Annotated in this window: 22 protein-coding genes; 8 read left to right on the forward strand and 14 right to left on the reverse strand. The window is 69.1% G+C overall.

Annotated features, from left to right (window positions below):
• Positions 1–8: 8 nt before the first annotated feature.
• The 5 genes from FBZ83_RS00750 to FBZ83_RS00770 form a co-directional block, all read right to left on the reverse strand.
• Positions 9–1,358, reverse strand: coding sequence for a pyruvate dehydrogenase complex dihydrolipoamide acetyltransferase (locus FBZ83_RS00750; RefSeq protein WP_145680642.1), 1,350 nt, complete (start codon positions 1,356–1,358; stop codon positions 9–11).
• Between the two features lie 13 nt (positions 1,359–1,371).
• Positions 1,372–2,769: a pyruvate dehydrogenase complex E1 component subunit beta gene (locus FBZ83_RS00755; RefSeq protein ID WP_145680643.1), complete on the reverse strand. Its 1,398-nt coding sequence runs from the start codon at positions 2,767–2,769 to the stop codon at positions 1,372–1,374.
• Between the two features lie 78 nt (positions 2,770–2,847).
• Positions 2,848–3,864 carry a pyruvate dehydrogenase (acetyl-transferring) E1 component subunit alpha gene (gene pdhA, locus FBZ83_RS00760; RefSeq protein ID WP_014198781.1) on the reverse strand — a complete coding sequence of 339 codons (1,017 nt, stop codon included), beginning with the start codon at positions 3,862–3,864 and terminating at the stop codon, positions 2,848–2,850.
• Between the two features lie 212 nt (positions 3,865–4,076).
• A complete protein-coding gene (locus FBZ83_RS00765) occupies positions 4,077–4,448 on the reverse strand; it encodes an FtsB family cell division protein (protein ID WP_081863119.1) in 372 nt (123 codons plus the stop codon).
• Between the two features lie 164 nt (positions 4,449–4,612).
• The gene (locus FBZ83_RS00770; RefSeq protein WP_211101609.1) at positions 4,613–5,029 is read right to left on the reverse strand and encodes an acyl-CoA thioesterase; all 417 of its coding nucleotides are present in this window, start codon (positions 5,027–5,029) and stop codon (positions 4,613–4,615) included.
• A gap of 122 nt (positions 5,030–5,151) precedes the next feature.
• Here FBZ83_RS00770 and parE point away from each other — a divergent pair, with 122 nt between their 5' ends.
• Together parE and FBZ83_RS00780 are read left to right on the forward strand one after the other, a co-directional pair.
• Positions 5,152–7,140, forward strand: coding sequence for a DNA topoisomerase IV subunit B (gene parE, locus FBZ83_RS00775; protein ID WP_145680644.1), 1,989 nt, complete (start codon positions 5,152–5,154; stop codon positions 7,138–7,140).
• A 124-nt stretch (positions 7,141–7,264) separates the two neighbouring features.
• Complete coding sequence (locus FBZ83_RS00780) at positions 7,265–7,822, forward strand: hypothetical protein (RefSeq protein WP_145680645.1); 558 nt, start codon at positions 7,265–7,267, stop codon at positions 7,820–7,822.
• A 15-nt stretch (positions 7,823–7,837) separates the two neighbouring features.
• On the opposite strand, the gene FBZ83_RS00785 is transcribed toward FBZ83_RS00780, so the two are convergent.
• Both FBZ83_RS00785 and FBZ83_RS00790 read right to left on the reverse strand, forming a co-directional pair.
• The gene (locus tag FBZ83_RS00785) at positions 7,838–8,542 is read right to left on the reverse strand and encodes an alpha/beta fold hydrolase (protein ID WP_145680646.1); all 705 of its coding nucleotides are present in this window, start codon (positions 8,540–8,542) and stop codon (positions 7,838–7,840) included.
• Positions 8,543–8,562: 20 nt separating this feature from the next.
• Positions 8,563–9,105, reverse strand: coding sequence for a hydrolase (locus FBZ83_RS00790; protein ID WP_145680647.1), 543 nt, complete (start codon positions 9,103–9,105; stop codon positions 8,563–8,565).
• Between the two features lie 277 nt (positions 9,106–9,382).
• Here FBZ83_RS00790 and FBZ83_RS00795 point away from each other — a divergent pair, with 277 nt between their 5' ends.
• The 4 genes from FBZ83_RS00795 (at position 9,383) to FBZ83_RS00810 (ending at position 14,618) form a co-directional block, all read left to right on the forward strand.
• A complete protein-coding gene (locus tag FBZ83_RS00795; protein WP_145680648.1) occupies positions 9,383–10,963 on the forward strand; it encodes a DEAD/DEAH box helicase in 1,581 nt (526 codons plus the stop codon).
• Positions 10,964–10,968: 5 nt separating this feature from the next.
• Positions 10,969–11,211 (forward strand): Lrp/AsnC ligand binding domain-containing protein, encoded by a 243-nt coding sequence (locus tag FBZ83_RS00800; protein ID WP_014198771.1) that lies wholly within the window; start codon positions 10,969–10,971, stop codon positions 11,209–11,211.
• A gap of 173 nt (positions 11,212–11,384) precedes the next feature.
• On the forward strand, positions 11,385–13,796 hold the full coding sequence (locus FBZ83_RS00805) for an LPS-assembly protein LptD (protein ID WP_145680649.1): 2,412 nt from the start codon (positions 11,385–11,387) through the stop codon (positions 13,794–13,796).
• Positions 13,797–13,892: 96 nt separating this feature from the next.
• Complete coding sequence (locus FBZ83_RS00810; RefSeq protein WP_145672047.1) at positions 13,893–14,618, forward strand: hypothetical protein; 726 nt, start codon at positions 13,893–13,895, stop codon at positions 14,616–14,618.
• Here FBZ83_RS00810 and FBZ83_RS00815 read toward each other — a convergent pair.
• The 4 genes from FBZ83_RS00815 to FBZ83_RS00830 are packed head-to-tail and all read right to left on the reverse strand — an operon-like array spanning position 14,615 to position 18,690.
• The gene (locus FBZ83_RS00815) at positions 14,615–16,639 is read right to left on the reverse strand and encodes a glycosyltransferase (RefSeq protein ID WP_145680650.1); all 2,025 of its coding nucleotides are present in this window, start codon (positions 16,637–16,639) and stop codon (positions 14,615–14,617) included. The two genes, FBZ83_RS00810 and FBZ83_RS00815, sit on opposite strands and share 4 nt — an antisense overlap.
• A 13-nt stretch (positions 16,640–16,652) precedes the next feature.
• Positions 16,653–16,988 (reverse strand): YdbL family protein, encoded by a 336-nt coding sequence (locus FBZ83_RS00820; RefSeq protein ID WP_145680651.1) that lies wholly within the window; start codon positions 16,986–16,988, stop codon positions 16,653–16,655.
• Positions 16,985–17,251 carry a YnbE family lipoprotein gene (locus FBZ83_RS00825; RefSeq protein ID WP_145672053.1) on the reverse strand — a complete coding sequence of 89 codons (267 nt, stop codon included), beginning with the start codon at positions 17,249–17,251 and terminating at the stop codon, positions 16,985–16,987. The genes FBZ83_RS00820 and FBZ83_RS00825 overlap by 4 nt, the downstream gene beginning before the upstream one ends.
• Positions 17,248–18,690 (reverse strand): YdbH domain-containing protein, encoded by a 1,443-nt coding sequence (locus FBZ83_RS00830; RefSeq protein WP_145680652.1) that lies wholly within the window; start codon positions 18,688–18,690, stop codon positions 17,248–17,250. The genes FBZ83_RS00825 and FBZ83_RS00830 overlap by 4 nt, the downstream gene beginning before the upstream one ends.
• 226 nt (positions 18,691–18,916) lie before the next feature.
• On the opposite strand from FBZ83_RS00830, the gene FBZ83_RS00835 reads away from it, so the two are divergent.
• Positions 18,917–19,468 carry a peptidylprolyl isomerase gene (locus FBZ83_RS00835; RefSeq protein WP_145680653.1) on the forward strand — a complete coding sequence of 184 codons (552 nt, stop codon included), beginning with the start codon at positions 18,917–18,919 and terminating at the stop codon, positions 19,466–19,468.
• A 152-nt stretch (positions 19,469–19,620) separates the two neighbouring features.
• On the opposite strand, the gene FBZ83_RS00840 is transcribed toward FBZ83_RS00835, so the two are convergent.
• Complete coding sequence (locus FBZ83_RS00840; RefSeq protein ID WP_145680654.1) at positions 19,621–22,281, reverse strand: serine/threonine-protein kinase; 2,661 nt, start codon at positions 22,279–22,281, stop codon at positions 19,621–19,623.
• Positions 22,282–22,559: 278 nt separating this feature from the next.
• Between FBZ83_RS00840 and FBZ83_RS00845 the strand changes: the two genes are divergently transcribed.
• Positions 22,560–23,498 (forward strand): aldose 1-epimerase, encoded by a 939-nt coding sequence (locus FBZ83_RS00845; protein ID WP_145680655.1) that lies wholly within the window; start codon positions 22,560–22,562, stop codon positions 23,496–23,498.
• A 46-nt stretch (positions 23,499–23,544) separates the two neighbouring features.
• On the opposite strand, the gene FBZ83_RS00850 is transcribed toward FBZ83_RS00845, so the two are convergent.
• Positions 23,545–24,354, reverse strand: a complete 810-nt coding sequence (locus tag FBZ83_RS00850; RefSeq protein WP_145680656.1) for a lysozyme inhibitor LprI family protein — start codon at positions 24,352–24,354, stop codon at positions 23,545–23,547.
• A 13-nt stretch (positions 24,355–24,367) separates the two neighbouring features.
• The gene (locus FBZ83_RS00855) at positions 24,368–25,285 is read right to left on the reverse strand and encodes a hypothetical protein (RefSeq protein WP_145680657.1); all 918 of its coding nucleotides are present in this window, start codon (positions 25,283–25,285) and stop codon (positions 24,368–24,370) included.
• Positions 25,286–25,464: the final 179 nt, after the last annotated feature.

Below are 25,464 nucleotides of genomic sequence, written 5' to 3' on the forward strand. Positions count from 1 at the left end.
ACGCCCCCTTACAGCAGCATGCTCAGCGGGTCCTCGATCAGCTTCTTGAAAGCCGCGAGGAATTCCGCACCCTGCGCGCCGTCGGCGACGCGGTGGTCCACGGTGACCGAGACGGTCATCACAGTGGCGATGGCGAGCGCGCCGTTCTTCACGACCGGACGCTGCTCGCCGGCGCCGACCGCCATGATGCAGGCCTGCGGCGGGTTGATGATCGCCGCGAACTCCCGGATGCCGTACATGCCGAGGTTGGAGATCGAGAAGGTGCCGCCCTGGTACTCTTCCGGCTTCAGCTTGCCGTCGCGGGCGCGCTCCGCCAGACCCTTCATCTCGTTGGAGATCTCGGCCAGGCCTTTGGTCTCCGCCTTCTTGACGATGGGCGTGATCAGGCCGGTCGGGGTGGCCACGGCGACCGAGATGTCGACGTGGTCATAACGGAGGATGGCCTCCTCTGACCAGGCGGCGTTGATGTTCGGGAACTTCTTCAGCGTCAGCGCGGCGGCGCGGATGATGAAGTCGTTGACCGACAGCTTGTAGTCCTTGGAGCGGGCGTTCAGGTCCGAGCGGACCTTCAGCAGCGCGTCCAGCTCGCAGTCGATGGCCAGGAAGTAATCCGGCACCGTCTGCTGCACCTCGGTCAGACGACGGGAGATCGTCTTGCGCATGGAGCTGTTCGGCTGCGCCTTGTAGCGCATGCCCAGCTTGTCCGACAGGTCCTTGGCGTCGATGCCCGCGGCCTTCGGGGCCGGAGCGGCGGCCGGAGCAGCCGCCGGGGCCGCGGCGGGAGCCTGGGCGGCGGCCTGCGGAGCGGCGGCCTTGGCGGTGCCGCCGGCCTTGGCGGCCTCGACGTCGGCCTTGACGATGCGGCCGTTCGGGCCGGTGCCCTTGACGGCCTTCAGGTCGAGACCGGCCTGCTCGGCCAGACGGCGGGCCAGCGGGCTGGCGAACACGCGGCCACCGCCATGGGCGGCGGGAGCCGGAGCGGCCGCGGCCTGCGGAGCCGGGGCAGCGGCCGGAGCCGGAGCGGAGGCCGCCTGGGTCTGGGCCGGGGCCGGAGCCGCGGCGGGCGCCGCCGCCGGAGCGGGAGCGGCGGCCTTGGCGAGCGCGCTATCGTCCTCGCCCTCTTCCAGCAGCACGGCGATCGGGGTGTTCACCGCAACGCCCTGCGTGCCGGCCTGCACGAGGATCTTGCCGAGACGGCCTTCGTCGGCCGCCTCGACTTCCATGGTGGCCTTGTCGGTTTCGATCTCGGCGATCACGTCGCCGGACTTCACCGCGTCGCCTTCCTTCTTCAGCCACTTGGCGAGGTTGCCCTCGGTCATGGTCGGAGAGAGGGCCGGCATGAGAATCTGGATGGTCATTCGCTCGCCCTCCTTACTTGCGGTAGCAGGCCTTCTTCGCCGCTTCCGCGATGCGGTCGGGCGAAGGAAGGACGAGCTTTTCCAGGTTCGCCGCATACGGCATCGGCACGTCGAGGCCGGTCACGCGGATCACCGGGGCGTCCAGATAATCGAAGGCCTGCTCCATCATCAGGGCCGACAACTCGGCGCCGATGCCGCAGGTCGGCCAGGCCTCCTCGACGGTGACGAGGCGGTTGGTCTTCTTGACGGAGTTGACGATCGTCTCAGTGTCGAGCGGACGGATCGTGCGCAGGTCGATGACCTCGGCGCTGATCCCTTCCTTCTCCAGCAGATCGGCGGCGGCGAGCGCGTAGCTGACCATCAGCGAATGGGCGGTGATGGTCACGTCCGTGCCGGCGCGGCGGATCTTGGCGCGGCCGATCGGAACGATGAAGTCCTCGCTTTCCGGCACCTCGAAGGATTGGCCGTAGAGGATCTCGTTCTCGAGGAAGATGACCGGGTTCGGATCGCGGATGGCCGACTTCATCAGGCCCTTGAAGTCCGACGCGCTGTAGGGGGCGACGACCTTCAGGCCGGGCACGCTGGCGTACCAGGGGGTGAAATCCTGGCTGTGCTGTGCTGCGACGCGGGCGGCCGCACCGTTCGGGCCGCGGAACACGATCGGGCAGCCCATCTGGCCGCCGGACATGTACAGCGTCTTGGCGGCAGAGTTCACGATGTGGTCGATCGCCTGCATCGCGAAGTTGAAGGTCATGAACTCGACGATCGGGCGCAGGCCGCGGAAGGCCGCACCGACGCCCAGGCCGGCGAAGCCGATCTCGGTGATCGGCGTGTCGATGACACGGTCGGCGCCGAACTCCTGGAGCAGGCCCTGCGACACCTTGTAGGCGCCCTGGTACTGCGCGACCTCCTCACCCATCAGGAAGACGGTCGGGTCGCGGCGCATCTCTTCGGCCATGGCATCGCGCAGCGCTTCGCGGACGGTCTTCTTCACCGTCTTGTCGAAGAACTTGTCCTCGTCCGAGGCCGGCGGCGCGGCGGCCGGGCCGCTGGCCGGACCGACCGGCAGGGTGGCCGGGGCGTGCGCGCCCGTGTCCTTCACCACCGGCTCGGCGGCGACCTTCGGGGCCGGCGTCGGGGAGCCGGACACGGCGTCGGTGACGCTCTCGCCCTCGCCGAGAATCACGGCGATGGGGGTGTTCACGGCGACGTTCTCGGTGCCTTCGGCGACCAGGATCTTGCCGATGCGGCCTTCGTCGACCGCCTCGACCTCCATGGTCGCCTTGTCGGTCTCGATCTCGGCGAGCACGTCGCCGGACTTGACCTCGTCACCTTCTTTTTTGACCCATTTCGCCAGCTTGCCCTCGGTCATGGTGGGCGACAGCGCCGGCATCAGCACTTCGATCGGCATTCCTCAACCTCCGGCGGCGCGGGTTCACCGGGAGGCGAAGCCTCCGGCCCTCGGCGCCGCTCCTGCTTATCGTTGTCGTCAGGCTTCGACCAGGACGTCCGTCCACAGCTCCGCCGGATCGGGCTCGGGGCTCTGCTGCGCGAATTCGGCAGCCTCGGTCACCACGGCCTTGACCTCGCGGTCGATTTCCTTGAGCTGGTCCTCGGTCACGTAAGCGCCTTCCAGCAGGACGCGCTTCAGGTTGTCGATCGGATCGGACTCGCTCCGCATCTTCTCGACCTCCTCCTTGGTCCGGTACTTGGCCGGGTCGGACATCGAGTGGCCGCGGTAGCGGTAGGTCTTCATCTCGAGGATGACCGGGCCGTTGCCGGCGCGGATGTATTCCACCCACTTGTCGGCGGCCTCGCGGACCTCGAGGACGTCCATGCCGTTGACCTGATGGCCGGGAATGCCGTAGGCCGCGCCGCGCTGGTGCAGCTCGCCCGCCGAGGCGCGCTCCTGCGAGGTGCCCATGGCGTACTTGTTGTTCTCGATCACGTAGAGCACCGGCAGCTTCCACAGAGCCGCCATGTTGAAGCTCTCGTAAACCTGACCCTGGTTGATGGCGCCGTCGCCGCAATAGACCGCGGACAGGCCGTCATCCTTGTTGTACTTGTGCGAGAAGGCGAGACCGGTGCCCAGCGGAACCTGCGCGCCGACGATGCCGTGGCCGCCGTAGAAGTTCTTCTCGCGGCTGAACATGTGCATCGAGCCGCCCTTGCCCTTGGAGTAGCCTCCACGGCGACCGGTCAGCTCGGCCATCACGCCCTTGGGGTCCATGCCGCAGGCCAGCATGTGGCCATGGTCACGGTAGCTGGTGATGACGTCGTCGTTGTCCTTCAGCGCGGCCTGGATGCCGACCACAACGGCCTCCTGGCCGATGTAGAGGTGGCAGAAACCGCCGATGAGGCCCATGCCGTAGAGCTGGCCCGCCTTCTCCTCGAAGCGGCGGATCAGAAGCATCTCGCGATAGTACTTGATCAGGTCCTCGGTCGAAGCGGCCTGCTTCGAAGCGGAGTCAGTCTGCGCCTTCGGACGGCGTCGTGACGCGGCCATGTTTCCTCCCCAGGGTTTATGCAGCGACGGCAAGCGAACAGCCAGGGCTGCAGCACGTTGCGAGGGTACATCCCACTTATGAGGGTGCATCCCCCTCGCACCGGAAGCGGATGCGGGGCGCACAGTACACGACAAGCGCACGAGACGCAAATATCTGTTTTTAAACGCGAAATTCGGCGTTAACCGGCTTTCGGTTAATTCACTGATATGACCTACTTCTCAGCGCTAGCATCACCTTCGGCCTGGGCCGGGGGGAGTGCGATTATGACGTCGCGGGGGCCTGAAAGGTTCAACATCGTGCGCGCACGCTCGTCCAGCATGTCGCGGTCCAGGTGGTCGCTGCGCATCAGTTGCGCGCGGCGGTCCATTCGCTCGCGCTCGGCCTTCACCTGATCCAGGACGGATTCCGCCGTGGCGATCTCCGCCTTCAGATGGTTCATGGCGAGCAGCCCGCGGTCCCCCTGGACGGCGTAATAGACGAAGTAGGCGACGACGCAGGAGCCGATGGCCGGCCCGATGGCCTGGCGAAGGGCGCTTTTGGCGGCGCGTTTCAGCGAGTCGGTGAGGTTCTGGAGCATGGTCATGGCGGTATGATGGAATCATACGCGATTCCTTCGGTCAAACGGAAAAGAAGCAACCCGAAAGAATTCACCGCTCCATGCTCTTTGCACCGCCGAGTAATAGGCGGCTTACACCCTCAAAAGAGAGAGGCACAGTGCGCAACCTTCGAAAGAAGGCGGGGGGCGCTTCACTCCGGCGGGACCTCGCGCGGGCGGCGGTCCTCGCCGATGGCGACGTAGGTGAAGACGCCCTCGGTCACCTTGATCGCCTCTCCCGCGCTGCGCTGGCGGCGCACCCAGGTTTCGACCCGGACGCGGATGGAGGTTCGGCCGACCTTGGTGACATGGGCGAAGCAGCTCACCTCGTCGCCGACATAGACCGGCTTGTGGAAGGTCATCGCCTCGATCCCCACCGTCGCCACGCGCCCGCCCGCCCGGCGCAGGGCGGCGACACCGCCGGCCAGATCCATCTGGGACAGCAGCCAGCCGCCGAAGATGTCGCCGTTGGGGTTGGTGTCCGCCGGCATGGCGATGGTGCGCAGCGCCGGGCCGCCCTCCATGTCGGGGTGAGTTGGGGTCTGGTCGGTGGGGGTGCCGTCGCTCATCGTGTCTCCGCCCTCGTTCGTTCTGCGGTCGAAAAAGCGCATCACAAAATATGGTGCGGGGAGTATATAGGAGCCACCGCATGCGCTTGCGCAGCCCTGACGAAATTCCTATAACTGGGGCCATGAGCGATCTTTTCGAGAACACGGCGCGCAAGGCCGAGACCTACTCCGCCCAGGACATCGAGGTTCTGGAGGGGCTTGAGCCCGTCCGCCGGCGCCCCGGCATGTACATCGGCGGCACCGACGACCGGGCGTTGCACCATCTGGTGGCCGAGGTTCTGGACAACGCCATGGACGAGGCGGTGGCCGGTCACGCCAGCCGCATCGACCTGGAGCTGACCGCCGACGGCACGGTGGTGGTGCGCGACAACGGGCGCGGCATCCCGATCGACGACCACCCCAAGTATCCGGGCAAGTCGGCGCTCGAGGTCATCCTCACCACCCTGCATTCGGGCGGCAAGTTCTCCAACAAGGTCTACCAGACCTCCGGCGGCCTGCACGGCGTCGGCCTGTCGGTGGTCAACGCCCTGTCCGACCGGCTGACGGTCGAGGTGGCGCGCGACCGCCAGCTCCATGTGCAGCACTACAGCCGCGGCCTGCCCCAGGGGCCGCTGACCCGCCAGGGCGCGGCCAATCGCCGCGGCACGACCATCCGCTTCCACGCCGATCCGGAGATCTTCGGCGAGGCCGCCCATTTCGAGCCGCACCGGCTGTACCGGCTGGCCCGCTCCAAGGCCTACCTGTACCGGGGCGTCGAGATCCGCTGGAGCTGCGACCCGGCGCTGCTGTCGCCGGACAGCACCACCCCGGCGCAGGAGACGCTGCATTTCCCCGGCGGCCTGCTCGACTACCTGAACGCCGCCCTAAAGGAACGCCGGACGCTGACCCGCCTGCCCTTCTCCGGCGCGCTGGACTTCCCGAACCAGCAGGGCCGCGTCGAATGGGCCATCGCCTGGCCGGAGGATGACGAGGGCTTTTCCCACACCTACTGCAACACGGTGCCCACCCCGCAGGGCGGCACGCACGAGGCCGGCCTGCGCGCCGCGCTGACCCGCGGCCTGAAGGGCTACGGCGAGCTGACCAGCAACAAGCGCGCCGCCCAGGTCACCGCGGACGACGTGGTGGGCGACGCCTGCATCCTGCTGTCGGTCTTCATCCGCGAGCCGCATTTCCAGGGCCAGACCAAGGAGAAGCTGGTGACGGCGGAAGCCCACCGGCTGGTCGAGGCGGCGATCAAGGATCACTTCGACCACTGGCTGTCCGGCGACCCGTCCTCCTCCAAGGCCCTTCTGGAGCGGCTGATCGAGAAGGCGGAGGAGCGGGCCAAGCGCAAGCAGTCCAAGGAGTTGGGACGGAAGTCCGCGACCCGGCGCCTGCGCCTGCCCGGCAAGCTGGCCGACTGTTCGCGCAATTCGCCGGAGGGCACCGAGATCTTCCTGGTCGAGGGTGATTCGGCGGGCGGGTCGGCCAAGCAGGCGCGCAACCGCGAGACCCAGGCCATCCTGCCGCTGCGCGGCAAGATCCTGAACGTCGCCTCGGCCTCCTCCGACAAGATGAAGGCGAACCAGGAGCTGAACGACCTCACCCAGGCGCTCGGCTGCGGGGTGGGCAAGGACTTCTCCAGCGACAAGCTGCGCTACGAGCGGGTCATCATCATGACCGACGCCGACGTGGACGGCGCGCACATCGCCTCGCTGCTGATGACCTTCTTCTACCGGGAGATGGGCGGGCTGATCCAGAACGGGCACCTGTATCTGGCCCTTCCGCCGCTCTACCGCATCAGCCACGGCGCCAAGTCGGTCTACGCCCGCGACGACGCGCACAAGGACCAGCTCATGAACAAGACGTTCAAGGGTAAGAAGGTGGAGATCAGCCGGTTCAAGGGCCTGGGCGAGATGATGCCGGCCCAGCTCCGCGAGACGACCATGGACCCGGCCAAGCGCACGCTGCTGCGCGTCGTCGTGCCCAACAGCGCCGACCCCGAGCAGGCGGAGGACGTCAAGGCAACCAAGACCCGCGTGGAGGAGCTGATGGGCCGCCGTCCGGAGCTGCGCTTCCAGTTCATCCAGGAGAACGCGAAGTTCGTCCGGGTCGACGACATCGACGTGTGATGCTGAACGCCGCCTGGATGCGCGGTCGGCTGAGCGGCGACTCTTCCGGAGGCGCGGGCTTGCCGGTGCTGCGGCGACGTCCCATGATTGGTCGCCCCACGTCCACTCAGCAGCCAGGCGAGCCATGACCTTCCTGCCCCGTGCCAGCCTTCTCGCCCTTTGTGCGATGGCGGCGGCCTGCACCAACGAACGCGTGGTGGCCGACCTGCCCGTCCCCGCCTACACGCTGAGCGAGGTGTCCTACGCGGCCTCCGACCGCGATCTGCGCGTGGTGATCCTCGGCAACCCCTTCGGCATGGACCCGCAGACCTTCGGGCCGCTGGTGACCGCCAACATGCAGAACCGCATTTCCGGCGTGCGCACCAATTTCACCACCACGCCGAACCAGACGGCGCGGCCCGATTACCGGGTCGTCCTGGCCTTCAACCCGGCCGAGACGACGCTGAACTCGTACCTGTGCAGCGGCCAGCCCTTGCGCACCAGCCCGCCCGGCGGCCCCATCGTGGTCCAGGGGGCCTTCTGCCGGGGCGGCGGAACGCTGTCCTCGGCCACCGGCTGGCTCGACCGTCCACAGGGACCGAACGATCCGGATTTCCGGTCGCTCATCAGCGACATGACCTTCGCGCTTTTTCCGGCCCGCCGCGCCGACCTGGACGGCTGCGGCGGGGGTCCTGACTGCTGATCCGCAAGCCCGCGTTCAGGCGTAGAGCAACCACTGCCGCAGCAGGGCGGTGACCGCCCGGGGCCGCTCCATGGCCGACAGATGGCCGCAGTCCTCGATCAGGGCGAGGCGGGCGCCGGGGATGCCCTCGGCGATCTCCTCGTGCAGGGCGGGGGGCGTGATGGCGTCCTGCCGCCCGCACAGCACCAACGTCGGGCAGGCGATGCCCCCCAGGCCGGGCCGGCTGTCCGGACGGTTCATGATGGCGGTCTGCTGGCGCGCGTAGCCGTCCGGCCCGACCCGCTGCGCCTGGGCCTGCACCGAGTCGACGAGAGCGGCTTCGCCCGTCCGGTCGGGATGGACGAGGCGCGGCATTCCGGCGGCCACCACCTGCCGCAGCCGCCCCTGCCCGACCAGCCGCACGGCGTCTTGCCGCGTCGCCGTCTGCTCCGGCGTGTCCGGGCGGGCGCTGGTGTCGAGCAAAGCGAGCTTCGCCACCCGCTCCGGCGCCTGCCGCAGAATCTCGAAAGCGACGTATCCGCCCATCGACAGGCCGGCGAGGGCGAACCGCCCGGGCGCGCCCGCCAGCACGGCGGCAGCGAGGGCGCCCACGGAGTCATGACCGGTCAGATCGCCGACGGCCGGCGCCGCCACATCGGCGAGATGGTTGGTCTGGTGTTCCCACAGCGCCGCGTCCAGCGGCATGCCGGGCAGCAGGATCAGGGGAATCCGGTCGCTCATTCCTTGTCCTTCCCGAAAAGTCAGCGGATCAGGTCCAGCACCGCTTTGAAGGCGGGGATGTCCGACCGCTCCATCCACTCGAACAGAACCATCTCCGTGCTGACGATGGTCGCCCCGGCGGCCCGCATGCGGGCGATGCCAAGCTCCGCGTTGAGGGGCGTGCGCGACGACACGGCGTCGGCCACCAGCACCACCTCGAACCCCAGATCGACCAGCGACAGCGCCGTCTGCATCACGCAGACATGGGCCTCCGACCCGCACAGAACGACCTGCCGGCGGCCGAGCCGATCCAGCCGCTCCAGGAAGGCCGGCTCGCGAGCGGCGGAGAAACTGATCTTCTCCACCACCCCGTCCGGCGGCAGCAGGGCGCGCAGCGACGCGGCGGTCGGGCCGAGGCCCTTGGGATACTGTTCGGTGGCGAAGGCGGGCACGCCGAGCAGCGCGGCGCCCTTCAACAGCGTCGCGGCGTTGCGCTCCACCCGCGCGGACTCGGCGATCGACGGCATCAGCTTTTCCTGGATATCGACCACCACCAGGACGGAGCGTTGGGAAGAAAGAAGCATCGCAGGACTGCCTTTTTTGATTGTCCGGTCCGGAGGGCGAAAATGGCCGCAGGAGCGTCCACAACCGCCGCAAGGGCCGGATTTCCGCGGTTTTTACGGCCTTTTCACAGCCTAGCCGAGCGGGCGCGACGCGCCAAGCGGCCCGTCCGGACACGCGCGATGCGCGATTCCATCACAAGGTCTATTGACAGCGCCCTTTGACTTCATATTCTGCCGCACCATCTACTCGTCGGGCCGTACCGGCACGATTTTCGCACTCCAGACAGAAACAGGTTGGATGCTCTTTTCGGAACTTGGGCTTGGACCTGACGTCCTGCGGGCAATCGAGGACAAAGGTTACACCCAGCCGACGCCAATTCAGGAACAGGCCATTCCCTGGGTCCTGCAAGGCCGCGACGTGCTCGGCTGCGCGCAAACCGGCACCGGGAAGACGGCCAGCTTCACCTTGCCGATGATCAGCATTCTGGCGTCGGGCCGGGCCCGGGCGCGCATGCCCCGGTCGCTCATCCTGGAGCCGACTCGCGAGCTGGCGGCGCAGGTCGCCGAAAGCTTCGAGACCTACGGCAAGCATCACAAGCTCAGCATGGCGCTCCTGATCGGCGGCGAGACCTTCACCGAGCAGGTGAAGCGGCTGGACCGCGGGGTGGACGTGCTGATCGCGACGCCGGGCCGTCTGATCGACCTGTTCGAGCGCGGCAACATCATGCTCAACGACATCAAGGTCTTCGTCATCGACGAGGCGGACCGGATGCTCGACATGGGCTTCATCCCGGACATCGAACGCATCGTCAGCAAGCTGCCGAAGCTGCGCCAGACGCTGTTCTTCTCCGCCACGATGCCGCCGGAAATCCGCCGTCTGGCCGACGCCTTCCTGTCGAACCCGAAGGAAGTGACCGTCGCACCGCCGGCTTCGCCGTCGGAGACGGTGACCCAGGCCATGGTCCTGGTGCACGAGGAGGACAAGCGCAAGGCGCTGCGTCACCTGCTGCGCACCGAGGACGTGAAGAACGCCTTCATCTTCTGCAACCGCAAGCGCGACGTCGCCATCCTGCAGAAGTCGCTGGAGAGCCACGGCTTCAACGCCGGCGCGCTGCACGGCGACATGGTGCAGTCGAAGCGGATGGAGACGCTGGACGCCTTCAAGAAGGGCGAGATCACGCTGCTCGTCTGTTCCGACGTGGCGGCGCGCGGCCTGGACGTGCAGGGGCTCAGCCACGTCTTCAACTTCGACGTGCCGATCAGCGCGGAGGACTACGTCCACCGCATCGGACGCACCGGCCGGGCCGGCCGCTCGGGTCGCGCCTTCACGCTGGCCAGCCCGCTGGACGGCAAGCAGGTTTCGGCCATCGGCCGCCTCATCAAGCGGGAGATTCCGTTGATCGCCATTGACGGGCTCGAGTCGGCCGAGTTCCTCAGCGAAGACGAGGCGCGCCGTGGCCGCAGCCGTGGCCGTGGCAAGGAGAAGGAGCGCGGCGACCGCGGCCCGTCCCGGGCCGAGCGCGCCGAGCGTCCCGACCGCGAGGAGCGGGCCCCCCGCGAGGAACGTCAGGCCCGCGAGGAGCGGCAACCGCGTGAGGAGCGGCCCAGCCGCGACGAGCGCCCGGTGCGTGAGGAACGGGTGCGCGAGGAACGGCAGCCCCGTGAGGAGCGACAGCCGCGCGAATCGCTGGCCGCCGCCGAGAGCCGCCGCCAGGAGCCGCGCCGGGATCGTGACCGCGACCGCCGCCGCCGCCGCGACGAGGACGAGGACGACACACCCGTGATCGGCTTCGGCGACCATATGCCGGCCTTCATGCTCCGCTCCGCGCGGCGCCCGGCGCCGGCCGAACCCGCCGAGCAATCCTCGCAGGAGGGCTGACCGCCATGCAGACCATCTTCGTCATGGTCAAGTGCGAGCTGGGCAAGGCTTATCAGGTGGCCGATCAGGCCGTTCAGGACATCGAGCAGGTGTCGGAGGTGCACTCCATCTCCGGCCAGTACGACCTGCTGATGAAGTGCTATCTGCCCCAGGATCTGGACATCGGCCGATTCGTGACCGAGAACATCCAGACCCTGACCGGGGTGCGCGACACCTTCACCCTCATCGCCTACAAGGCCTTCGCCTGAGGGGTGGGCGGCGGTCGCGCCGCCTCGGATAAGGCCGGAAAAAAGGGGACGTCCGCCTGTCGCGGCCGGTCCCCTTTTTCATGCCTCGCCCGGCCGGCAACAGACATCGGACAATTCGCGAAACATGCCGCGAAACCGTTGACTTGGCCGGTTGGTTACCTCAAACGTTCCGCATGTCCCAGCTCCCGTCCCGACATGCCCGGCGCGCCCGCGCCACCAGCCCGAAGATGCACCGCCCGTTGGACCGCCGGTCGCTGGTCCTGCGATCCGGCATCGTCGCCCTGATGGCCGCCTGCGGCATCGTCCTGGCCGATCTGGCCGACGCGCAGCAGCCTCCCGCTCCGGCGCCTCAGGCGAACGGCGCGCCGCCGATCGGGGCAGCGGACCAGGGTGGGCGGCTCGAAGTCGTCGTTCCCGCACCCCAGCCGGCCGCGGGCAAGCCGCAGGACCCCCCGGTCCTTCTGGGAGCGGATTCGGTCACCTTCGACGAGGCGAACAGCCTCGTGACGGCGTCGGGCAACGTGGAGCTGTCGCAGGGCGCGCGGACGGTCCATGCCGACACGATCACCTACAACCAGCAGACCAAGGTGGTGATCGCCTCCGGCAATGTCCGTCTGGTCGAGCCGTCGGGCGACATCCTGTTCTCCAGCTACGCGGAACTGACCGACGACATGCGCGACGCGTTCGTCGAGAACGTTCGCGTGCTGATGACCGACAACAGCCGCATGGCCGGCACCGAAGGCGAACGCCGCGGCGGGCGGCTGATCCGCCTGAACCGCGCCGTCTACAGCCCCTGCGAGCTGTGCAAGTCTGATCCGACCCGCGCCCCGGTCTGGCAGATCCGCGCCGCCCGCGTGGTGCAGGACAACGAGGACCACGAGGTCCGTTACCGCGACGCCTTCATGGAAATGTTCGGCGTTCCGTTCTTCTACACCCCGTATCTCTCCCACCCCGATCCGACGGTGGATCGGCGCTCCGGCTTCCTGACGCCCAGCTTTCGCAACAACTCGAATCTCGGCTTCGGCGCCATCACCCATTACTACTGGGACATCGCGCCGGATCAGGATGCGACGTTCGATCTCGGCGGCTATTCCGAACAGGGCCTGTTCCTGGGCGGCCAGTACCGCAAGCGCTTCGAGAACGGGCGGCTGCAGCTCGACGCGTCGGGAACGCAGGGTGAAATCCCCAACGGCACGCTGAAGGGCGCCGACGACCGGCGCTGGCGCGGCCACGCCTTCGCCAGCGGCCTGTTCGACATCGACGAGACGTGGCGCTGGGGCTTCAACCTGAAGCGGGCCAGCGACGAGCTGTATCTGCGCCGCTACTTCAACATCCGCGACGAGGTGCTGACCAGCCGCGCCTTCATCGAAGGCTTCAACGGCCGCAACTACGCGGCGGTCAACGCCTACAGCTTCCAGGACCTGCGCTGGGGCAACAGCGTGCAGGAGCCCTATGTGCTGCCCGAGGCGCGCTACAACGCGCTGGGCGAGCCGGGCAGCCTGATGGGCGGGCGCTGGTCCCTGGACAGCAGCCTCCTGGCCGTCGCCCGGCCGGGCAGCGGCGGTCCCGACACCCAGCGGCTGGCCGTCCAGCCGGGCTGGCAGCGGGACATCTACTCGAACCTGGGTTTCGTCACCACCATCGAAGGCAGCGTGCTGCTGGCCGGCTACACCGCCCAGCGGTTCGATCCGAACGATCCGGGCGGCGGGACCGGCAACGACAGCGTCCAGCGCCTGCGCTTCTTCCCGCAAGCCACGACCACGGTCCGCTACCCCTTCGTCCGCTATGGCGAGAGCAGTTTCCAGACCATCGAGCCCATCGGACAGGTCAGCTTGGCGCCGAATGTGGACAACGATCCGGCCTTCCCGAACGAGGACAGCCTCGACGTCGAGTTCGACGAGGTCAACCTGCTGATGCCCAACCGCTTCACCGGCATCGACCGGCTCGACGGCGGGCTTCGCGCCACCTATGGCCTGCGCACGACGTTCCAGGGCTACAAGACCGGGTCGGCCAGCCTGTTCGTCGGCCAGAGCTTCCGCGCCGACGATACGGAGAATTTCCGCGGCGGGTCGGGCCTCGACAAGAAGTCGTCGGATTACGTCGGTCGCCTCGATCTCCGTCCGGCCGATTGGCTTGATGTGAATTACGGCTTCCGCATCGACCACGACACGCTGAAGCCGCGCCGGCATTCGGTCAACGCATCGGCCGGCGTGCCGCTGCTGCGCGTTTCCGGCACCTACACCTATGTCGACCAGACGGAAAACCCCTACGTCGTCGAGCGTAACGAGGTGGAGCAGGCGGGCATCTCGGTGTCGTCGCAGTTTTCGCAACATTGGTCGATCGGCGTGTCCCATTCCCAAGCCTTCCGTCCCGATGCCGGGCCGCGCTCCAGCTCGGGCGTGCTGCGCTATCAGGACGAATGCCTGATCTTCGAAACCATCGCCCAGCGCGACTACACCGTCATCCAGAACGGCGAGCAGGAAGGAAACACCATCTTCTTCCGCTTCGTGTTCAAGAATGTCGGCGAGTTCCGCACGCCGGGCATCAGCGCCGGGTTCCTCGGCCCGTCCGGAGCCAGCAACTGACCTGAAAGGGCTTTTCCTGCCAAGGTCAAGGGGTTGCATCGGACGGCCGATCTGGGTAGCCATAGCTCCCTCCTCTTCCGCTCGGGTTTGCTGCACATGGCCTTGGGACGCTACGACTACGAACGCCGTTATCGCCGCCGCTTCTGGGCGGGGTTCGCGAAGTTCGGTCTGTTCGCCGCCGTTCTCCTCGGCGTCGGTCTGTTCGCCTACCAGATGGGCATCGAGCAGTTGAAGGGCCGCGACGTCACGCTGCGGGAGGAGATCTCCACACTGTCGCGTCAAAAGGCGGAACTGGAACTGCTGGCCAGCCAGATGCAGCACGCCGCACGCACGGCGGAGGCCCGCGCGACGGATCTGGAGGCCCGGCTCCAGCGCGAGGTGCCCTCGGGCGACCTCGCCCGCCTGGCCGGACTGGTGTCGGAGCGTCTGAAGGGCGGCATGGACCCCAACCGCCTCGCCTTCGTGATCGCCCAGGTCCAGGCGGTGCGCAACTGCCAGCCGGCGGAGACCAAGCGCTTCGCCCTGGCCACCCCGCTCCTGAAATCGGGCAACCGCAGCACCAGCTTCAACAACGGCGCGGTGACGGTCAGCGGTGAGGGCCAGTCGTCGCGCAACGCCCAGGGCAACGCCGAGAGCTGGTACGATCCGGCGCAGCCTGTGACCATCAAGATCTCCGGCATGGGCGGCAAGGAGACGGTCGCCAAGGGGGTCCTGCCGCTTCACCAGACGGTGGTGATCGACAGCACCGAATACCGCTTCACCTTCGCGCCCGGCGCTCGCTCCTTCGTGGACGTGACCGCCGACCGCTGCCCCTTCCCCTAACCTTCGTCCGGGACGGCGAACGGGCGGGGCGTCCACCCCGCCGCGTGGATGTCCCACATCGTCGCGTAGGCGCGCTCCAGGGCGCGGGCGAAACGGTCGGTGTCGAACAGCGGTGCGCGGCCCCGCTCCGCGGCGAGGCGGGCCTTCAACCGGGCGATTCCGTCCGGATCGCCGGCCAACCGCAACGCCGTGGCCTCGTAGTCGTCGAGCGAGCGCACCGCCAGTTCGGGCAGCCCGGCGGCGCGCAGCAGGCTCGCCCCGACGCGGGACGCGAACCCCTCCCCCAGGACCGTCAGGACCGGCACCCCCGCCCACAGCGCGTCGCTGGCCGTGGTGTGGGCGCCGACCGGGGTGGTGTCCAGGAACAGGTCGGCCAGACGGTAGCGCGCCAGATGCTCCGCCGGAGGCCGCCGGGGGGCGAAGACCAGCCGCTCCGCCGCCACGCCGCGGCGTGACGCCTCCCGCCGCAGGGTCGCGCTCGCCTCGGGATGGCTGTCGAGCAGCCACAGCACGCTGTCCGGCACCGCACGCAGCAGGCGGCACCACCGTTCGAAGAGGTCCGGTGTGATCTTGTAGGCGGCGTTGAAGCAGCAGAAGACCGTGCCCCGCTCCGGCAGGCCGCAGGCCGCGCGCGACGGCGTCGGGCCGATCGGCCGGCTGCGGTCGTTGGGCTGGTAGCAGACCGGAAGCTGAACGATGCGCTCCGCGTAGAAGGGCTGGTGATCGAACGGCGTGACCAGCGGATCGCCGATCACGTAGTCAATGAACCCGGCACCCGTCGTCCCCGGATAGCCCAGCCACTGCACCTGCACAGGGGCGGGGCGGTGGGCGGCGATCTCCGGCCGGGCGTGCTGGGTGTAGCCCTTGAGATCCACCAGGATGTCCACCCCGTCCGCCCGGATGCGCGCCGCCGCGTCGGCGTGGGAGCAGGCAGCGAGGTCCACGAATCGGTCGAAACCGGCGGACAGCCGGCGCCGCATCGGGCCGCCATCGTCGGGCCCATAGCTGTAGCCGACGACCTCAAGCCGGTTCCGGTCGTGCCGCTCGATCAGTTCCGCGATGAGGGCGGCGGTGGCGTGTTCGTGATAGTCGGCGGACAGATAGCCGACGCGCAGTCGGCCGCGCGGGCCGGAGCCGCGGCGGGCGGGCATGGCGGCGATGCCCTGCGTCCGCCAGTCTGCGTAGCGGCGGGCGCAGTCCTGTTCCGCCGCCGGGCCGGCCCCCTCGCCAAGGAAGATCCAGGGATGGACCTGCCGCGTCGCCCCGCCGCGCACCAGGGCGGCCAGTTGGGTGGACCGCTCCGCCAATCCGTCCCAGCGGCCGAGGTGCCGCATCTGCTGGACGAGTTGGGCGAGCACGCCGCCGGCGTCGGGCAGGCCGAGCGCCAGGGCGCGCTCGAAGGACGGCAGGCTGTCGGCAAGCCGCCCGGCCTCCTTCAGCAGCAGCCCGAGATTCGCGTGGGATTCGGCCAGATCGGGGCGCAGCGCCAGGGCGTTCCGGTAGCAACCGGCGGCGGCCTCCGCCGGGACGTGCCCTTGAAGCACCGCGCCGAGGTTGAGCCAGCCGGGAACCAGCGTGGGGTCGAGCGCCACGGCCCGGCGCAACGCCGCTTCCGCCGCCTCGCGCTGCCCGAGCGCGCGGAGCAGGACGCCCTGGTTGCACGGGGCCGGGGCGAAGCGCGGCATCAGCCGGGCGGCCTCGCCGTAGGCGTCCGCCGCCGCCGCGGTGCGGCCCAGCGCCTGGAGGGTCAGGCCCAGATTGAAATGGTTGCCGCCGAAATCGGGCAGCCAGGACAGGGCCGCGCGATGGTGCAATTCGGCCTCGGCCGCCCAACCCTGCCGCCGCAGCGCCTCGCCGAAAGCGGAGCGGGCCACCGCCTCCTCCGGCGTGCCAGGCTCGCCCAGCGCGTCGAGCGCGCCGAACAGCCCGGCCAGCGCCGCGGAATCGCCCGGCGCCGCGGCCAGGGCGGCGCGGCACGCCCCGATCCGGGCGCGGAGTTCGGCGATCCTGGGCGCCGTCATGGAACGGGCAGGCCTATTTGCGAACCCAACGCCCGCCCGACAGCACATACTGACCGGCGGGGGTCCGCTCGATCAGCTGCTTTCCGGCCAGCGCCTGGACCTGATCCACCGACGTGCCGTTGCTGCCGGCGATCTCGCGATAGCGGGCGATGCGCTGGGCGTTGACCTGCTCGGCGAGTTGGGCTGCGGCGGCCGGCGCACCGGGAACCGCCCCGACCAGCCCGTCCGGCCGCTCGCCGATCTGCCCGGCGGCCTTGGCGGCGCCCAGGGCGTCCTGGGCCGACGCCGTCGCGGGCCCCGACAGGGCGAGCGCCAGAACCAGCCCGGCGGCGGCAAACATGCGCTTCATGGCTTCTTCCCTCCCTTCGCGCCGCCCAGGCTGTCCTGGGACGGCGGCAGGCCGAACAGGGCCGGATCGTCCGCGATGGCCTTTTCCAGGTCGCGTTCGACCTTCACCCGGACTTCCTGTTCGATCCGGATGTTCAGGTTGATCTCGATGGGCCTGTCGGGCGCCTCGACCTTGACGGTCGGGGTGCAGGCGCCCAATCCGGCCACCAACCCGGCGAACAGTGCGGCGGTCGGGACGCGCCGGCTTCGAACCGTGTGTCTCATGGATTCTTTCGTTGAAACTCCGTCATGCGGTCGCGCACCGTCTCGGGGATGCGGTAGGTATCAAGGCTCTGCCGCAGGATCCGGTCGAGCGCGCCGCTCACCTTAAGATTAAGCGCGACCGGATAGCCATCGTAGAATGCCGGGTTGGAACCGCGGATGGCGATGCCGACCGCCAGCTCGCCGCCGGCCTGCCCATCGACCGTGGCGGTCAGCGTGTCGTAGCGGAAGTCGGTCAGCGCCCCCATCAGCAGGGCCGTCGGGCTGCCCTCCTCCCCCTTCAGGAAGCCGGGCGGGTTTTCCGGGTCGTAGCGCAGCGTGCCGGGGGCGTCGGCCTCCAGCAGCCCGCCGTCGAGATGGACGTTGTCGGCTCCGATGCGCACCGGCAGGCGCCCGCTGACCGTTCCGCTGGCCTCCAGCCCGTCCACCGCGACCATCGCCAGCATCGGGCCGAGATGCACGCGCTCCGCCCGCAGCGTGACCGTTCCCTGCGGCGCCACCGGGTCGATGGCGAAGGGGTCGGCCCGCAGCACCCCGCCGGCCCAATGCCATTCGGCGCGCTCCACGCTCAGCCGCCCTTTGGTGCCGTAGCCGAAGCGGAGGGTCCCGTCGGTCAGCGGCAACCCGACGTCAAGCAGCTTCACCGCCAGCGTCTGGCCGGGCGCCACCACCGGTGGGAACAGGCTGGGCAGCGACAGCACGCCGTTGATGCCGCTGGCCGACACCGGCCCGAACCGCCCGGCGAGATCGGCGAGCAGAAGGTCGCCCTGCGCCTTCAGCGCCGATCCGTCCCAGGTGAGGCGCGCCTTGGCGGTCAGGGTGCCCACCGTCTCGGCGATGGTGCCGGCGCCCGTCCAATGGGTCAGGACCGGCAGTCCCTTGGCCGAGGCGGTCAGGGTCGCCTGCCCGCGGTGCAGCGCGCCGTCGCGGGTCATGGTCAGGCGCAGCGTCCCGTTGGCCGTGCCCCGCGGAGTCGCCAGGGTCACCGCGGCATCGCCGAGCCGGATGGTGTCGATGGGGATCGCGAAGCTCTCGCCATCCGCGGCGCCGCGGTCGCCTCCCGCCGCTGGGGAGCCGGTCAAGGGATAACCGGCGATGCGCAGGCTGCCGTCCTTGGCCACGTCCAGCCTCAATCGGGCGCCCGAAAGATCCAGGCTTTCGATTCGCCCCTCTTGGAGGGCGTCCAGCGGGTGGCGCAGGGTGAGGGTAGCCCCGACCGCCCCCGGCCGGTCCAGCCGGACCACGGCGCGGGTCTGCTCCGCCGACAGCTCGGTCACCGCCACGGTGGCGTCCGGGAAGCCGGCGCGGCGCAGCGCCTGCGTGGCGGCGGTGCCGGCCAGATCGGTCCGGTGCTGGACGGCGAGGGCGACCACTCCACCGATCAGCGCCAGCTTCACCAGCACCAGCCATCGTCTCAACCGCCGCACGCTCTGCTGCCGCACGCCCCAACCCCCTTGCCATCGGTCACTTTCGGGTATGAACACCCCGAAGGCAGTCTATCGTCCATCCCAGGCCGGGCGCGACCGTGCAGCGTTGGGACAATGATGAGGCGGCGGCGGAGGTGGCACCGGAGGGCGCCGATGAAGGCAGCCCCGCAGGGCGTCTTTGCATCCGCGCCGGTTTCCCCTATGGTCGCGTCCGCGGAATCGGCACATCGGAGTGTTTCGCATGTTGCGGTGGACGCGCATTCTCATGGTGGCCCTGTTCGCCACTTTCTTTTTCGCTCAGGGGGAGGCCAAGGCCTTGGATCCGGAAAACACCCTCTACCTCGACCTCAAGGACGGCCGCGTGGTCATTGAACTGCGCCCCGACCTGGCACCGAACCACGTCGCCCGCATCAAGGAGCTGACCCGTCAGGGCTTCTACAACGGCGTCGTCTTCCACCGTGTGATCGACGGCTTCATGGCCCAGACCGGCGACCCGACCGGCACCGGCACCGGCGGTTCCGGCAAGAAGCTGAAGGCCGAATTCAGCAACGAGCCGCACGTCCGCGGCACGCTGTCGATGGCCCGCACGCCGGACCCGGACAGCGCCGACAGCCAGTTCTTCATCTGCTTCGCCCCGGCCTCGTTCCTGGACAAGCAGTACACCGTCTGGGGCAAGGTCGTCGAAGGCATGGAATTCGTCGACAAGATCAAGAAGGGCAGCCAGTCCCGCAACGGTCAGGTCAGCGACCCGGACAAGATCGTCAAGATGCAGGTTGCCGCCGACGCCAAGTAACGGCGTCAAGCAACGGGGCCGGGCCAGGATCGTCCGTTACGGCGATCCTGTCAGGTGTTCCTGTTCAGGTGGCTCTGTCCAGGTGACTGGGGCGGTGAAACCGCGCACCGCCCCGTTTCCGGCCGCACGCCCCCGGATGCTCAACCGGGCGCTCAGGGCCCGTTCAACGCCGCGGTCAGCGCCACCAGGAGATCCCGCATGCTGCGGGGACGGTCCTGCCAGCGCATCGACAAACCGCTCAACAGCACCTTCTCGAATCCCGGCGGCACGGTCGCGCCGCTTTCGGCCAGACGGGGCACCCGGTCGTTCATGAAGCGGCTGGTGGCGTCGGGCGGGGTCTTGCCGGTCAGTGCGTAATGGATGGTCGCGCACAGCGCGTAGACGTCCGTCCAAGGCCCCTGCTTGCCATCCGGCGCGTATTGCTCGGGCGGCGCGTAGCCCGGCTTCAGGATCACCGTCAGATCGGCGCTCTTCCCCGCCGCGTGGCGGGCGGCCCCGAAATCCAGCAGTTTGCGCTCACCGCCGCTCGTCAGGAAAATGTTGTCGGGGCTGATGTCCCGGTGAATGAGCCCCTGCTCGTGCACGGCGTACAGCGCCTTGATGATCGGCGACAGCAGGGTCAGCGTCGGGCGCGCCGCGATCCGCCCACCGTTTTCGGAGACGTGCCGCTTCAGGGTCCGTCCGTCGAGAAGCTCCATCACGAGGTAGGCGGTCTCGTTCTCCTCGAAGAAGTCCTGAACGCTGACGATCTCCTTCACCTCGCGCAGGCGGGCGAGCATGCGCGCCTCCTCCAGGAACTTCGCCAGCCCGGCCGAGAAGCCCCGCGCGTGGTCGTCGGAGAAGGGGACGACTCCCGACGATCCGGCCCCCCGGGACACCAGATTGGCCGGGTAGAACTCCTTCACCGCGACCTTGATCTGAAGCCGCTCGTCCCAGCCGAGATAGGTGGCGCCGAACCCCCCCTGCCCCAGGACCCGGCCCACCAGATAGCGGCCCAGCAGCTTCGTCCCGGGAAGCAGGTGGACACCGACGCGGTTCTGGACGCGGACCGGATAGCCGCACTCCCGGCACGCCTCGCGCGGCGCCTTCGGCACGAAACAGGCCGGGCACAGCCCCGGCGCGGCACTGACGGCGGGAGCCTCCACCGTCACGGCGGCCGTCACGGCGGCGAGGCTGGCCGGCACAGCGATGCCGCGCACCGGCGGCGCCACCACGGTCGGCAGCGCCGTCGCGCCGCAGGGTTCGAAGGACGCCCCGGTGCCGACCGGCGCGGCCGCCGGTGCCGGCTTGGCCGATGGCAGCGGCATCTGGCTCAGCCGGTCGAGCAACTCATAGAGACGGCGGACCTCCGCCTGGGCGATGTCGTCGCCCTGGGACCCGGCCAGTTCGGTCTGGAACGCCGGTTGGCGGACCGTTTCCAGAATGTGCTGGCGCAGCACCGAAATCGCCCCGTCATCGCCGACCAAGCCGGAGCAGGCCAGCTCGGCCAGCCGGATGATCCGGCGGCGCGGCAGCGGCTCGATCTGGCGCAGCCGCTGGACGAGGCGGCCCCGGCGGGCGAACTCGTCGACCACCGAAGCCGCGCGGGCGGCGATCCGTTCGCGGTCGTGCTCCGCCAGGGCCGAACCGCGGATGGCCTCCACAGCACCGGTCAGGGCCTGCCGCACCAGCGCCGTGTCCGGCGTCTGGAGCACCATGTTCTCCACCAGAAGCTCGTTCTTCAGCGCGGCATCCAGCGCGTCGACGATTTCGCCCATGTGCCGCTCCGCGGCGGGCACCGCGGAGACGGCCGCCAGATAATGGATCCGGCAGATCAGGTCCGGCTGGGTTTCGCTGAGCCCGACGATGGACCGCCGGTAGGCGCTCGCCCCGCCCTGCTCCAGGCGACGGGAATAGCGGACGGTCAGGGCGTCGGCCATGGCGGCCCCGCCGGTCAGCCCCACCGGGGACAGCAGATGCCCCGTCAAGGTCCGCAACAGCTCCGATTCCTGATCCGCCGTGCCGCGCCCGAGCGGCTGCGGCGCGCGGAGCTGGCGCCGGATGCGCTCCAGCACCATGGCGCGGGCGGCGGGCAGACGGCCCTGGCGGAACAGGCCGTTGAGGACGCCCAGCCGGTTCGGCCCGAAGGCGTCCATCGGCACGCGCCCGAACAGGAGGTTGCACAGCATGACCAGCGGCGCCCCGCCGGCCGGCGTGCTGCCGAACAGTTCCTGGGTGGCGGCGGGCGAGGCCAGCACATCGCCGATCACCTCGTCGAGCGCCGCGCACAGCGCGTCCTGCCGCTCCGCCGGGAACAGCTGAATCAGCGCGTCGAGCTTCGACGTCCAGGTGCGGCATTCCTCCAGTTCCATGGAGAGCGCCACGCGCAGGTCGAACCCGGCGTCGCCGGTCGGCGACTTCCCCGGCGCGCCGCGCAGGATGGACTCGATCAGGCTGCGCCCCTGCGCCGCGCCGGAAAAGGCGGTGTGGGCGGCGCGCGCCTTCGCCGTGGTTTCCGACACCGCATTGTCCAGCGCGCGGCGGCGGGCCTTCACCTCCTGGCCGGGAAGGCGGGCCTGCACCGTGGCGATCCGGCCCAGGGCGGCCTCCATCAGCGTGGTCTTGGCCTGGAGCGCCTTCAGATGCCGGCTGTTGTGGATCAGCTCCGTCGGGGTCAGCACGAGGCCGTCGAGATGCTGGCGCAGGACGATGCCGACGACCATCCGCGCCGGTCCGCCATGGTGATCGGCGAGCGTGTGGCACAGCGCCGCCTCGTCGAGCGCGCCGGCGGGGCCGGGCGCCCCTGCGGGAGCGGGTGTCCTGGAGGCGGGCATTGACACGGGTGGCCTTCGGGCGGAATCGGCGCGGCGCGCGGATGGCGTGGACGGTGCATCATCCGGGCGATCCGGTAAACAGCCGGTATACAGGGGCCAAAATGACTGATCGGCCCGGTTGCGCAACACACTGAGCCGTTTGCGCAAAGGTGTTGCAAGAGGCCATAGGGCTTGGCCCATGGCACACCTTTGCGCGCAGCCCTGCCCTTCCCTTCCCCTGCGGGCTGTGCGATACCCGAACGATACCGGCGTCCAACCACCGCCGGCAGGAGGTCCGGATGCAGCAGGTCGAGTTCGACCAGGGAATCGGCGCCCACACCCTAACCTTGAATCGCAGCGCTGCGAACGGTTCTTTGGAGTGCACACTGTGCCCGGAGCGGGGCGGCGTCGTGACCCGCCTCGCTTGGCACGGGGCGGACGGCACCATCGACCTGCTTCGTCCGGCTTCCGATTGGGCGCTGCGCCACGGTTCGGCCACCGACATGGGCTGTTTTCCGCTGGTGCCCTTCTCCAACCGCATCGCCGGCGGGGAGTTCACCATCGACGGTCGGCGGGTCCGGCTTCCGCTCGACGGGGACGGCAACCCGCACGTCATCCATGGCCATGGCTGGCGGGCCGGCTGGACGGTGGAGGACGCCACCGCTTCGGCCGCGCGCATGGTCTTCCGGCACCGCGCCGACGCTTGGCCCTGGCGCTACCGCGCGACGCAGACCGTGGTGCTGGAGGAGGATGGAGCCAGCCTGACCCTCTCGCTGGTCAACGAGGACGACCAGCCGATGCCCGCCGGGATCGGACTGCACCCCTATTTCCCGAAGCCTCCGGGCACCCGGCTGACCGCCCGGGTCCATGGTGTCTGGCTGAACGGCCCGACGATCCTCCCGGTGGAGCATGTCGCGGTGCCGCCCCGCTGGGCCTTCACGGATGGGATCGTCATGGACCGGACCGTCCTCGACAACGGCTTCACCGGCTGGGACGGGGTGGCGGCGCTGGACTGGCCGACGCTCGGCCGGCGGCTGTCGATGGAGACGGAGGGGCCGTTCGGTCATCTCATCGTCTACGCGCCGCCGGACGCGGACTATCTCTGCGTCGAGCCGGTCTCCCACATGACCGACGCGGTCAACCGGCCGGAGGAGCCCGGCAATGGTCTGCGCCGTCTGGAGCCGGGCGAGGAGCTGAGCGGCACCCTGCGCCTGCGCCTGGAACCGCTCGCCCGCTGAGCGCCAGTCATCTGAAGAACGACCGTCTGAAGAACGGTCCGCAGGGTCAGCGGCAGCGGACGAAGGTGGCGCCGAAGGCCGGCGGGTCGAGCGTCAGGAACAGCCGGTCCAGCCGCGGCGCCTCGGCGGTGTCCAGCCGCAGGACGCCTTCCGGCAGCCCCTCCTCCCCGCCGAAGGTCAGCCCGTCCGCCAGATCGCCCTCGCCGGGCGCCAGAGGGCCTTCCAGCGGAAAGGCGGCGATGCGCGGGTCGTGCAGGCTGAAGCCGCCATCGCCGGTGATCTCCAGATAGGAGGTCCGGCAATCATCGATGGGCGTCCGGGTTGCCGGGTCGGCCTTGGCCCAGCGGCCGGTCAGGGCCGGCAGGTCCGCCGAGCGCTTCACCGGGCCCGGTTTCGGCTGGCCCTGAGTGACGGCGGCAACCGGGCGCGGCGGGGCGGACGCTGAAACGGTCAGCGGCTCGTCGGCCACCGGGGCGCGGCGGGCGGCCAGTTCGGTTTCCAGCGCCTTGGTCCGCTCGGCCATCTGGCGCGCCAGACAGGCGGCGCGGTCCTTGCCCTTCTTCGCATCGGCCAGATCGGCCTCCGCGACCGGGCAGGCGGCGTCCCGCCGCTGGATCCAGGCGCGCTGGCCTGCGGCCACCGCCTCCTCTCCGGCCTTCCCCGCCTCGTCGGACAGCGCCCGCAGCGCCGACTCGAGCTTCTCGGCAGCGGTGGCGAGCGTCGCGTCTCGGCAGAGGAGAAGCGCCACCGGCGCGTCCCCGGCGCAGTCCGCGGGCTTGGCGGCCTCCCCGCTGGTGTCCGCCGCCATGGCCGTTCCGGCCATCAGCATGCCCGCCAGAAGAATCGCTGCCCGCATCGCACAAAATCCCTTACGCCGGAAACGCTTCCAGGACGGCCTTCACCTGCCGCTGGAAATCCTGGTCGCTGCGATAGCGCGTCAGGACCGTCTTGTCACGCTGAACGAGGAAAAAGATGTCCTCGCGGCTGGGCAGCGAGCGCGGGTTGGGCTTGTCCAGAAGTTCCCCGTTCCAGCCGATCCGCGCCATGAAATAGACAGCGCGCGAGTTCAGCATGAACAGCTTGTTGTCCGGCGTCAGCTTCTCCCGGCGCAGCAGCGCGTAGAGGTAATAGTTGCGCCCATGGAAGTAGTTGACGTAGATCGCCTGCAGCGCGGCAAAGCGCTCGTCGGGGCTGGTGTATTTCTTGATCTGCCGTTCCAGCTTGAAACCGGCGAAAAAATACTCCCGGGCTTCGTTCTCGAAGGAAAAGGCGGAGCCGCGGATCTGGGTAAGCTGCTCTCCATACTTGCGCAGGACGCGCCCCATCAACAGTTCGAGGAAGCGCCGCTCCGCCGCGAGATCATCGGGGGGCTGCAGAATCATCTCGAAGACGTGGCGGAGATGATAGGGGTGCCGGACCACGATGACCGGAGCGCTCGACGCGGGACGCTTTTCCCGCTCCCCCAGCATGGTCGTCGCCGGCGACACCGAGGCGATCACCGAGGAGATGGTGTCCTGGATCTTCCAGCGCTGCTTCACCTGCGCGGACTGCTTACCGATGTGGAAACGCGCGAGCCGGCGCTGCCAACGGCTGCGCCACGTCTCCTTCGGCGCCTTGTGTGTCGGCAGGTTGGCAACGACCAGCGGGTTGCCCAGCACGTCCGGCGGCGGCGGCAGCGGGTTGAAGTTGAAGTATTTGCCGGTGACGACGCCGCGCGTGCCGCCGCCGGGCGCCCCGTCGCCCGCCGAAGCACCGCCACCCATGGACAGGCCCGCCAGCGTCGCCATTTCCGATTCACACTCTGCCTGGGTCGCTCCCGCCCGGCGGACAGGGCCGACGGTCAGGGATCGGGTCTTTATAAAGCGGGCGGAGCGGTGATGAAAGACGCAACCGATCCACTCTGACATTGCATGTTTTTTGTGCAACCAGTTCGTGCCGCGTCTGCGAAGCCACTCTGGTCTGCGCG

The sequence above is a fragment of the Azospirillum brasilense genome (genome assembly GCF_007827815.1).
In the GTDB taxonomy this organism is placed as follows: Bacteria; Pseudomonadota; Alphaproteobacteria; order Azospirillales; family Azospirillaceae; genus Azospirillum; species Azospirillum brasilense_C.

Bases quoted from the DNA above. Each gene is read 5' to 3' on its own strand.
- FBZ83_RS00795 (WP_145680648.1), top strand. From the start codon at position 9,383: ATGCTCTTTTCGGAACTTGGGCTTGGACCTGACGTCCTGCGGGCAATC.
- FBZ83_RS00785 (WP_145680646.1), bottom strand. From the start codon at position 8,542: ATGAGCGACCGGATTCCCCTGATCCTGCTGCCCGGCATGCCGCTGGAC.
- FBZ83_RS00845 (WP_145680655.1), top strand. From the start codon at position 22,560: ATGCAGCAGGTCGAGTTCGACCAGGGAATCGGCGCCCACACCCTAACC.
- FBZ83_RS00755 (WP_145680643.1), bottom strand. From the start codon at position 2,769: ATGCCGATCGAAGTGCTGATGCCGGCGCTGTCGCCCACCATGACCGAG.
- FBZ83_RS00850 (WP_145680656.1), bottom strand. From the start codon at position 24,354: ATGCGGGCAGCGATTCTTCTGGCGGGCATGCTGATGGCCGGAACGGCC.
- FBZ83_RS00810 (WP_145672047.1), top strand. From the start codon at position 13,893: ATGGCCTTGGGACGCTACGACTACGAACGCCGTTATCGCCGCCGCTTC.
- FBZ83_RS00835 (WP_145680653.1), top strand. From the start codon at position 18,917: ATGTTGCGGTGGACGCGCATTCTCATGGTGGCCCTGTTCGCCACTTTC.
- FBZ83_RS00780 (WP_145680645.1), top strand. From the start codon at position 7,265: ATGACCTTCCTGCCCCGTGCCAGCCTTCTCGCCCTTTGTGCGATGGCG.
- FBZ83_RS00840 (WP_145680654.1), bottom strand. From the start codon at position 22,281: ATGCCCGCCTCCAGGACACCCGCTCCCGCAGGGGCGCCCGGCCCCGCC.
- FBZ83_RS00750 (WP_145680642.1), bottom strand. From the start codon at position 1,358: ATGACCATCCAGATTCTCATGCCGGCCCTCTCTCCGACCATGACCGAG.
- FBZ83_RS00855 (WP_145680657.1), bottom strand. From the start codon at position 25,285: ATGGCGACGCTGGCGGGCCTGTCCATGGGTGGCGGTGCTTCGGCGGGC.
- pdhA (WP_014198781.1), bottom strand. From the start codon at position 3,864: ATGGCCGCGTCACGACGCCGTCCGAAGGCGCAGACTGACTCCGCTTCG.
- FBZ83_RS00805 (WP_145680649.1), top strand. From the start codon at position 11,385: ATGTCCCAGCTCCCGTCCCGACATGCCCGGCGCGCCCGCGCCACCAGC.
- FBZ83_RS00765 (WP_081863119.1), bottom strand. From the start codon at position 4,448: ATGACCATGCTCCAGAACCTCACCGACTCGCTGAAACGCGCCGCCAAA.
- parE (WP_145680644.1), top strand. From the start codon at position 5,152: ATGAGCGATCTTTTCGAGAACACGGCGCGCAAGGCCGAGACCTACTCC.
- FBZ83_RS00815 (WP_145680650.1), bottom strand. From the start codon at position 16,639: ATGACGGCGCCCAGGATCGCCGAACTCCGCGCCCGGATCGGGGCGTGC.
- FBZ83_RS00800 (WP_014198771.1), top strand. From the start codon at position 10,969: ATGCAGACCATCTTCGTCATGGTCAAGTGCGAGCTGGGCAAGGCTTAT.
- FBZ83_RS00825 (WP_145672053.1), bottom strand. From the start codon at position 17,251: ATGAGACACACGGTTCGAAGCCGGCGCGTCCCGACCGCCGCACTGTTC.
- FBZ83_RS00770 (WP_211101609.1), bottom strand. From the start codon at position 5,029: ATGAGCGACGGCACCCCCACCGACCAGACCCCAACTCACCCCGACATG.
- FBZ83_RS00790 (WP_145680647.1), bottom strand. From the start codon at position 9,105: ATGCTTCTTTCTTCCCAACGCTCCGTCCTGGTGGTGGTCGATATCCAG.
- FBZ83_RS00820 (WP_145680651.1), bottom strand. From the start codon at position 16,988: ATGAAGCGCATGTTTGCCGCCGCCGGGCTGGTTCTGGCGCTCGCCCTG.